The 8,921-nt window shown below is 66.2% G+C and carries 8 protein-coding genes; 3 read left to right on the forward strand and 5 right to left on the reverse strand.

Going from position 1 to position 8,921, the window contains the following annotated elements; genetic code table 11:
- Positions 1-735: AraC family transcriptional regulator (locus tag B2W70_RS03300; RefSeq protein WP_286742826.1), on the reverse strand; the 735-nt coding region annotated here is incomplete at its 3' end.
- A gap of 144 nt (positions 736-879) precedes the next feature.
- Between B2W70_RS03300 and B2W70_RS03305 the strand changes: the two genes are divergently transcribed.
- Together B2W70_RS03305 and B2W70_RS03310 are read left to right on the forward strand one after the other, a co-directional pair.
- Positions 880-3,357 carry a flavin-containing monooxygenase gene (locus B2W70_RS03305; RefSeq protein ID WP_286742827.1) on the forward strand — a complete coding sequence of 826 codons (2,478 nt, stop codon included), beginning with the start codon at positions 880-882 and terminating at the stop codon, positions 3,355-3,357.
- A gap of 45 nt (positions 3,358-3,402) precedes the next feature.
- Positions 3,403-4,320 carry an alpha/beta hydrolase gene (locus tag B2W70_RS03310; RefSeq protein ID WP_286742829.1) on the forward strand — a complete coding sequence of 306 codons (918 nt, stop codon included), beginning with the start codon at positions 3,403-3,405 and terminating at the stop codon, positions 4,318-4,320.
- Between the two features lie 41 nt (positions 4,321-4,361).
- Here B2W70_RS03310 and B2W70_RS03315 read toward each other — a convergent pair whose 3' ends face one another.
- The 4 genes from B2W70_RS03315 to B2W70_RS03330 form a co-directional block, all read right to left on the reverse strand.
- Entirely contained in the window at positions 4,362-5,198 is an 837-nt protein-coding gene (locus B2W70_RS03315; RefSeq protein ID WP_286742832.1) for an acetoacetate decarboxylase family protein, read from the reverse strand.
- A 2-nt stretch (positions 5,199-5,200) separates the two neighbouring features.
- The gene (locus B2W70_RS03320) at positions 5,201-6,538 is read right to left on the reverse strand and encodes an acyl-CoA dehydrogenase family protein (RefSeq protein ID WP_286742834.1); all 1,338 of its coding nucleotides are present in this window, start codon (positions 6,536-6,538) and stop codon (positions 5,201-5,203) included.
- Positions 6,539-6,573: 35 nt separating this feature from the next.
- The gene (locus tag B2W70_RS03325; protein WP_286742837.1) at positions 6,574-7,641 is read right to left on the reverse strand and encodes an acyl-CoA dehydrogenase family protein; all 1,068 of its coding nucleotides are present in this window, start codon (positions 7,639-7,641) and stop codon (positions 6,574-6,576) included.
- A gap of 320 nt (positions 7,642-7,961) precedes the next feature.
- Positions 7,962-8,612 carry a TetR/AcrR family transcriptional regulator gene (locus B2W70_RS03330; protein ID WP_286742840.1) on the reverse strand — a complete coding sequence of 217 codons (651 nt, stop codon included), beginning with the start codon at positions 8,610-8,612 and terminating at the stop codon, positions 7,962-7,964.
- Between the two features lie 90 nt (positions 8,613-8,702).
- Between B2W70_RS03330 and B2W70_RS03335 the strand changes: the two genes are divergently transcribed.
- The coding region (locus B2W70_RS03335; protein ID WP_286742842.1) for an NAD(P)-binding protein at positions 8,703-8,921 on the forward strand (219 nt) is incomplete at its 3' end.

The following is an 8,921-nucleotide window of genomic DNA, read 5'->3' on the forward strand; positions in this document are numbered from 1 at the left end:
GTATTGCCGCAAAAATTCACCGGTGCCCAACCGGGCACGGCGCCGCTCCATCAACTCTTCGCAGGCCCGCTCGCACATCGCCACCGTCACCGGGTTGGCCTGCGGAAGCCGCAAGGCCAGCAGCTTGCTGTCAGAGGTCAAGCTGTTGCTGCGGGCGCCGAATTCAGGTCGAACCCCCACCACGCGCACCAGGTCTTCGATGCGGCCAGCGCCGCGCTCCACCGTGTGCTCAAGGGTGAACCGAGACAGGGCGAAATCCGGCCCCAGCACCTCTTTCATCAAGCGCGCGGCCGCCGCCACATCGCGCTCAACCAGGAAGCGCTGCACCGCAGGCTCGACGTCCGGGGCCTCGAAGGTGACGGTGAACGTGTCGCCGTCCAGGCCGCCCGAGATGCGGCAGAACGCAAACGTCAGGGGGATGAACCGCAAGGCCAGCGCCAAGGCGTCACCCGCTGTGGCGCTGCTGATCAAGCCCAGGCCCCACAACCCGTACGAGGCGAAGTTGTAGCGCATGCCCACCTCCAGCCCCAGCCCGGGCTGCTTGCACGCGCGGATGAGGTTGCCCACCACGCACAGCTCCTGGCTGGCGTCGAGCTCGATGGACAGGTCCGCCAGGTCGGCTTCTTTCAGGCCCGAGCGCGCCAGGACCTTGGCGGCGTCCAGGCCGCGCTCCTGCCCGAACTCGACCAGGAGCCGCACGCTGGCCGAACTGCGCTTGAAATCCCAGAAATTCATGGAGGGCTGATGAAGGGTGAACACCAATGTCTTTGGCCTAAATCATAAAGCGTTTGACCTCAGTCAACATTCTCCGTGCAGGTGGATTTGCGGATGATTCGCGCTCGGGGAGCAGACCCTCGTCGCAACGTGAGGCTTCAACACATGCACCGCACCGGCTCAGAGGGCAGCGCCCCTTTCCACACCATCATCATCGGCTCGGGTTTCGCCGGCATCGGCATGGCCATCGCTTTGAAGAAGGCGGGGCTGGGCGAATTCCTCATCCTGGAAAAGCAGGGTGACGTGGGCGGCGTGTGGCGAGACAACACCTACCCTGGCGCCGCTTGCGACGTGCCCTCGCACCTGTACTCGTTCTCGTTCGAGCCCAACCCGAACTGGTCACGGGTGTTTGCTCGGCAGGCCGAGATCCACCAATACCTGCAGCACTGCGCCAGCGAGCACGGCCTGCTGCCCTCCATCCGCTTTGGCAGCGAGGTGACGCGGGCAAGCTTTGACGAAGGCCTCGCGCTGTGGACCGTGAGCTTGACCAGTGGCGAGGTGCTGCAAGCCCGTCAAGTGGTCACGGCCACAGGGCAGCTCAGCCGCCCGGTCTACCCCAAGCTGGAGGGCATGGACCAGTTCAAGGGCCACGTCTGCCACTCGGCCCTGTGGGACCACAACCATGATTTGAGTGGCAAGCGCGTCGCTGTCATCGGCACCGGTGCCTCGGCCATCCAGTTCGTGCCCGCCATCGCCGACCGGGTGAGCAAGCTGACGGTGTTTCAGCGTTCGGCCGCCTACATCCTGCCGCGCCCCGATGGCCCCTATGCTGGCTGGCGCAAGGCCCTGTTCCGCGCCCTGCCCTGGACGATGAAGCTGCACCGGGCCCGCATCTATGCGCAGTACGAGAGCCGCGCCATCGGCTTCACGCGCATCAAGTCGGTGATGGACCTGGCGGTGGGCCTGCCCTTCAAGGCGCTGCTTCGCAAGCAGGTGCAAGACCCCGCGCTGCGCGAGCAGCTGACGCCCGACTACCCCATCGGGTGCAAACGCATCCTGCTGTCCAACGACTACCTGGCCACCATGGCCAAGCCCAATGTGAACCTGGTCACCCAGGGCATCCGCCGCATCACGGCCGATGGCGTCGAGACGGTGGACGGGCGGCATCACCCAGCCGACGCGATCGTCTATGGCACCGGCTTTGCCGCCACGGAGTTCCTCGCGCCCATGACGATCACGGGTCGCGATGGGCAGGACCTCAACGAAGCCTGGCAAAAAGGCGCGCAAGCCTACCTGGGCATGACCGTGCCGGGCTTTCCCAACTTCTTCATGCTCTACGGCCCCAACACCAACCTGGGCCACAGCTCCATCATCTACATGCTGGAGAGCCAGATCGCCCACGTGATGCGCTGCCTGCAAGCCGCCAATCAGGCGAGCGCCAGCACGGTGGAGGTCGACGCACAGCACTACTCTCGCTTCAACAGCACCATCCAGGACCGCCTGCGTGCCACGGTATGGCAAGGCTGCAAGAGCTGGTACGTGGACGCCAACGGCCACAACAGCACGAACTGGCCCGGTTTCACCTTCGGCTACCGCTGGCTCACACGCCACTCGTCGCTCAGCGCGTACCACTTCAGCAGCCCCGAACGCCGCGGCGGGCAGGTGGTGCGGCACGCCGAGCCCGCGGGCATGCTGGAGTCGGCCAGCGCAGGCGTGTTGAGGGCCTTGCTGCGCGTGACCTTCAAGGCCTTGGTTCGTCCGCCCGTCGGGGTCGGCGCGCAACGCACCATCGTGGGCGCCCTCGCCCGGCTCATGCTTGCTGTGGGCGGCGTGAACATCGATCGCAAAGATGTCGCAGGTCTGCCCACGGAAGTGGTCTCACCCCGACGAACGCAGGGTCAAGGCCCCGTGCTCCTTTACCTGCACGGGGGAGGCTTTTGCGTGGGCAGCGCCCGAACCCACCGCAGCCTGACCACCCGCCTGGCGGCCGCTGGCATGACGCTCTGGGTGCCCGAGTACCGGCTGGCACCTGAGCACCCGCAGCCCGCCGCCCTGGAAGACGCGCTGTCCAGTTACCGTCATCTGCTCCGAAGCGGCGTGCCCCCACACCAGATCGTGGTCTGCGGCGATTCCGCGGGCGGCGGCCTGGCACTGAGCCTGGCGTTGAAGCTGCGTGATGCGGGCGAACCGTTGCCCTCAGGGCTGATGCTGCTGTCGCCCTTCCTGGACACGAGCCTGTCGGGCGACACCGTCCGCTCGGCGTCGGCACGCGACCCCATGCTGCATGTGGACTGGCTGAAGCAAGCCGTGCGCTGGTATGCGCCTGCAGACGGGCAAGCGCTGCTGGAAGCCGACCTGCGGGGCCTGCCGCCCATGTTGATCCAGGTGGGTGACGAAGAGGTGCTGCAATCCGACTCGACCCGATTGAGCGCACTGGCCGCTCGCTGTGGCGTGCCCTGCAAGCTGGAGGTGCACGAGGGCCGTTGGCACGTGTTCCAGCTTCAGGCGCCCTTCCTCTCATCCGCCGCCAGCGCGGTGAACCGCCTGGCCGCCTTCGCCTTGCAGCGCACGCGGTGGCAAGCTGCAGGGCGCACCAGCCATGAGGTCCAAGGCGATCCCATCGCACGGGCCATGGCGCTCTGAGCCCCCATTCATTTGCATGCATTCACTGAATCACGGAAGCACCCCATGACCTCTCGCCGTTACCCCAACATCTCGCTGGAGCGTGCGCGCGCCATCAAGTCCACCTTCATGGCCGAGGGCGCGCTGTGCGCGGCCACCCTTTACGTGCCGAAGGACGCCCCGCCTGATCAGCAGTTGCCCGCCATCCTGATGGTGGGCGGCTGGGGCAGCATCCAGATGGCCTTGACCCCGTCGTTCACCTTGAGCTTCGTCGATGCCGGCTTCGCGGTGATGGAGTTCGACTACCCAGGCTGGGGCGACAGCGGCGGTTTCCCGCGGCAGGGCATCAACCCCTGGCGCAGAACGCGCGTGGCCGACACGGCCCTGGCTCACCTGAAGTCGCAACCGCAGGTGCTGGCCCATGACATCACGCTGTGGGGCACGTCGTTCGGTGGCGGGCACGTGGTGGACCTGGCCACGCAACACCCCGAGCTCAAGGGTGCCATCGTCCAGGTGCCGATGCTCGATGGCCTGGCCGCGACCCTGGCCACGCCCCTCGGACGGCTCATCAAGTTCATCAGCCTGGGCCTGGCGGACCAGTTCAAGCCTGGGGCGCCCATCACCATCCCGACCCTGTCCCGCCAGGGCGAATTCGGCACGATGGACCGCGACGGTGGCCTGGAGGCCCTGGAGGCGGCACTGGCGGCTCACCCGGACCACAAGTACGACAACCGCGTGGCGGCCAGGTCGGTGCTCACCATGCCGCTGTATCGGCCCTGGCTGCGCCTGAAAGACGTGCAGATCCCGATGCTGATGATCGGCGCCACGGGCGACACGGTGGCACCCTTTGTGTCGGACAAGGTCAAGCGCGTGGGCAACCCGAACGTGCAGGTCATCGAGGTGAGTGCCAACCACTTCGACCCCTACTTTGACCCGCTGTTCCCTGAGATGCTGGCGCACCAGCTGAAGTTCTTGCGTCGCTGACGCGGCGATCGGGGCACGTCGCCCCGAAGGCCGCGCCGGGCTCAGCGCACCGCCATCGCAGGTGCGCGCGATGCGGGCTCGGGCGCTGCCACGGGCGCCCCCGCGTTCAGCCGCAACTGCAGGCGCTCGCTGCGGCTGACGCAAACCGGCTTGGCACCGTCCAGGCCCATCGCCCGCAGTCGCTCAGCCATGGGATGACGTGAGCTGGCCGAGACATCAAGCCGCAGGCTGCCGCCCGTCGACACGATGGCTCCGCCACGTGTGTTGACCAGGGTGCGCAGCATCTGCCCCTCCAGCCGCGAGTACAAGGCCAGGTCGAGCAAGGGGCCCGGGACACCCAACCCGAAACGGCCAGCCAGGGTGACCAGATCGGACCGATCTTGCGGGTCGGTCACGGTGCCGCGGAAGGACTTGCCTTCCAGGTCGAAGCCGATGGGGGTGACGAACTTCGGATAGCCCCAGGCTTCGCGTCCGGCTGCGCAAGCGGCCTCGGTGGTCACAGGCAGGTCCACGATGTGCAGCCCCAAGGGGTTCTTGTCGAGCGGGCCCAGCAGGGACCACAGCGCCGGGCGCGGCGCGCTCGTGCCACGAGGACCCACCGCGACGGCCACCCCCACCTCGTTGTAAGGCGCGATGGCCGTGTGGCGGTATTCGTAGAAGGCCACGCCGACCAGCGTCTGGCCACCCACCACGGGCACCACCACCAGGTCCGGGTCACGCACCACGGCTGCGGCTTTGTCGACATCGACCCGAAACAAGGCCATCACCACCGAGCAGTCGTAGTACAGGATCGGCAGATCGATCTCGCCAGCGCTGGTCGAGAACCGGCTCAACGGGTACTGAAAAAAGACGTCCTGATCCCAGTCAGGGTGCGACATGGTCAAACTCCGGCAAAGTGGTGGGCATCAAGCAACTGGGGCTGCCAGTCTTCGATGAGTGAGAGTCGGTTGATCTGGTTCGTGCCCTCGAAGATGCGCGTCAGGCGCACGTCCCGCAAGATGCGCTCGATGCGGGCCTCGTGCGCGGCGCCATGGTCGCCCAGCAGATCGAGCGCCATCTCGCAGACGTTTTGAGCCCGGTCGGTTGCGTGGAACTTGCAGGCTGACGCCATCAGCTGCCGCGGCCGCCATGCGTGACGGGCCTCCTGCCAGACCATGGAGCGGATGGCGCGCGTTTCGGCCACCATCTGGGCAAGCTGCAATTGCACTTCCTGATAGTGGATGAGCGGTTTGCCGCCCAGCTTGTAGTTGCGGGCGAAAGCCACGGCCACTTCGGTGGCCGCGCGGGCAAAGCCCACGCCCATCGACGCCACCGGCATGCGCGAGGCATTGAGGGTGGCGCGGTTGAGCGCCCACCCCTGACGCAAGCCGCCCACCACGCGATCGTGCGGCACGAACACGTCCGTCAGCTCCAGTTCGGCGGCACCCGAGGCGCGCATGCCCATCTTCAGCTCGGTGCGCGCGACCTTGAAGCCGCTCTGCGCCGTGTCGACATGGAAGCACGTCCACGAGGCCATGCCTTCGCCTTGCAACGCAGCGAAGACGGTGACCGACCTGGCCAGGTCGCCGCCGCTGATGTAGCACTTGCGGCCGCTGAGCAGCCAGCCGCCGTCCACGGGTTTGGCGACCACGCCGGGTCGGTACAAGGCAGCGCCATGACCGTCTTCCGCGTCCGAGCCCGCGCCGGGCTCGGTGATGGCAAAGGCCATCAGGTGCGGATCACCCGCCTGACAGGCCTGATAGACAGGCCGCAGCAAGCGCCAGATCAGGCCCAGGTCACCCGACAGCAACAAGGGCATCGTGCCCAGGTGATGGGCCGACAACAGCAGCATGAGCCCCCCGCAGGCACGGGAGAACTCCTCCACGACCAGGCAACACTGCCAGACCAGCGGCTGGGTCAGCGTGGCCCAGGATGCGGACCCGATGGGCGCGGGCAGGAAGTAGCTCAGCCAGCCTTCCCGGCCGGCACGTTGCAGCAGGGCCAGCACCTCGGGGTGGGCTTGCCCTGGCGGCAAGTGCGGTGCCAGGTCCATGCTCGCAGAAAGGGGCTCGATGTGCTGCTCGGCAAACTCCCGGGCTCGGCGTCGCACCTTGCGCAGCGGCGCGGGCAGGTTGGCGGTGTCGCGCTCCCACAGGTCGGCCTGCGGGTAGGTCGTGAAGCATCGACCCAGCAGGGGCAGTGCATCGAATTGCCAGCGCGGCGACAAGGGATCGTGCAAGGGAACGTGGCCCTCGAGGCATGGGGGGTGCAAGGTCACGCTTGGCTCCGCTGAAGTCCGCTGAGCAGGAGGGGCAAGGCGGCGACGCCACCCGCCATCCAGCGCAGCATGTGTTGATCTCGAACGAGTTTCTCGGGGCCTGCGTCGCGCATGTAACCCAGGCCACCGTGCACCTGGATCACTTGGTGGCAGGCGTGAACGAGTGCATCGCTGCTGGCCTTGCGCGTCAAGGCGATGTCGGTCAATGACAGCTCATGGAGCGGTCGCCCGAACGCACCAAGCAGGTTCTGCAACTGGTGCTGCGAGGCCGCGATGTCGCACAGCATCTGCTGCACAGCGGGGTGTCGTTCGATGAGCGTGCCACCTTGGCGACGGATGCCCGCGAACTCGCGCGCCAGCGCAGCACCGCGATCCTGCACACCCAGGCCCATCGCCATGGCGGCCAGGAACTCCATCTTCAGGACGTTGGCCAACAGTTGGCGCGACACCTCGGCGTCGAGGCTGGAGCGCCACACCAGACTGGAATCGGCCTCGCCATCATGGACCGCTGTCCTTGAGCAAACGGCCCCGATCTCCAACTCGCTCAGCCCGAGCGGATGCGCACCACGCTGAACAAGCAGGGCATGGCGAGGCTGCACGCACCACTGCACAAGGCCATCGCGCCAGCAAGGCCACAGCAGGCCTTGCCAGCCCGGTGAGGCCCAGACCTGGCTCGCATGGCTGCGGTCCAGCCAATCGCCCAGCATGCTCACATCGTCAGGCAACAAAGGCCCTTGCGCGATCCATGCACCCAGGCTTTCTCGCCCCAGGCCATGGTGCCCCGTGCTCGCGAAAGCCACTTTGTCGACGGGGATCATCGACGTGACTTCGTCTGCTGCACCGCACACGGTCAGCACCCATTGCACCAGAGCGCGGCGGTGTGCGACCAGCGCCACCGCGGCATTGCCTTTGGCAAGGGCGCGCAAGATACCCAGGCTGAGCTGAACCGACATGGCATCGCCCAGGTCGCTCCACAAGCCAGGCGAATCGTCCAGTGGCACCTCGGGAAACACACCCAGGCCCTCCACGCCGGCCATCAGCTGATGGAAGGTGGGGGCGTCCATCACTCGCTCCCACGGGGTCGCTTGAGGTTGGATCGCTTGCGTGGACAAGCGCCCTACCTCGTCAAGTATCAAGGTGACGTCGCTGGCGTCGAGTGGCATCGTGAAACCTCGGATCTGAATGACCATTGCCGATCAAGACCGCATGCACGCGGTTCAAACGGCGCGTGCATGGTGCTTCAGCTGAGGTGCTTTGCCAATGTTGGCGGGGGTCGATTTCTTTATGTTTTGGGCCACTTGACCCAGGTCAATGCCGCCCCTGAACGGACGCGCTCGTCACGTCAACGATTCGGTGAAAGCGAGCGAAAGGCGTCGCCTGATCCTCAAGCCATCAGCCTGAGCAAGCCCTGATACGGCAGCAGGTTGGTCTGCACCACCTTGTCGAGCGACTCTTCAAACCCATCCTGCATCCAGCGCGCGGCCAGCAGCACGTTCAGGCCGATCATGCCGTCGGCCAGCAGGTCGAGGTTGACCTCGTCGAGTCGGGCCTTGGGCACCAGCAGGTGCAGGTGCTGGCGCATCATGTTCGAGTAATCACGTGCGGTGGCACCACTCAGCGCCGCCACCTCGTCGTTCACACCCAGCGAGTCGACCAGCATGATGCGGCCTCGCCGGGGGTCGTCGCGGATGAACTCCAGGAAGACGCGGATGGCCGGCTCCAGCATGCCCAGCGGCGTGGGCTCGGCCTCTTTGAGCACGGCCAGGGTCTGGGCCATGAGCTGGTCGCGCAGCTCGCCGTAGGTGGCCATGAACAGCTGCGGCAGCGTCTTGAACGACTCGTAGAAATAACGCTCGGTCAGGTGAGCGGCCACGCAGACCTCGCGAACCGTCGCGGCGTGAAAGCCTTTCGTGCCGAACACCTCGAAGGCGCCCTCGATGAGCTTGGCACGGCGCAGCCGCTGCCGCTCTTCAGGCAGGACCCCGCCATAGCGGCGGCGTGGAGACAGGGGCGAATTGGGCGTCGGGGCTTCCATGGAGATCCCTATGTTGACATGGATCATTGTCAAAGTTATTCTGACAAGAATCTTTGTCAAAAGTCAAGGCACATTGGGGAACACGCCACCATGAAACCGCAACACTTCCACTCGCCCGCCGCGCAACCCGCGTCGGGGGGCGATGGCGTCGAGCGCCACCGCATCATCGTCGTCGGCACGGGTTTTTCGGGTCTGTGCATGGGCGTCAAGCTGCGCGAGCAAGGCGAAGAAGATTTCGTGCTGCTCGAGCGCGCGGGTGACGTCGGCGGCACCTGGCGCGACAACACCTACCCGGGTTGCGCCTGCGAC

This window comes from Aquabacterium sp. UBA2148, from assembly GCF_002328915.1.
Taxonomy (GTDB): domain Bacteria; phylum Pseudomonadota; class Gammaproteobacteria; order Burkholderiales; family Burkholderiaceae_C; genus Aquabacterium; species Aquabacterium parvum.

Coding starts and splice junctions, on each gene's coding strand:
- B2W70_RS03310 (WP_286742829.1), top strand. CDS start 3,403: ATGACCTCTCGCCGTTACCCCAACATCTCGCTGGAGCGTGCGCGCGCC.
- B2W70_RS03315 (WP_286742832.1), bottom strand. CDS start 5,198: ATGTCGCACCCTGACTGGGATCAGGACGTCTTTTTTCAGTACCCGTTG.
- B2W70_RS03330 (WP_286742840.1), bottom strand. CDS start 8,612: ATGGAAGCCCCGACGCCCAATTCGCCCCTGTCTCCACGCCGCCGCTAT.
- B2W70_RS03305 (WP_286742827.1), top strand. CDS start 880: ATGCACCGCACCGGCTCAGAGGGCAGCGCCCCTTTCCACACCATCATC.
- B2W70_RS03325 (WP_286742837.1), bottom strand. CDS start 7,641: ATGGACGCCCCCACCTTCCATCAGCTGATGGCCGGCGTGGAGGGCCTG.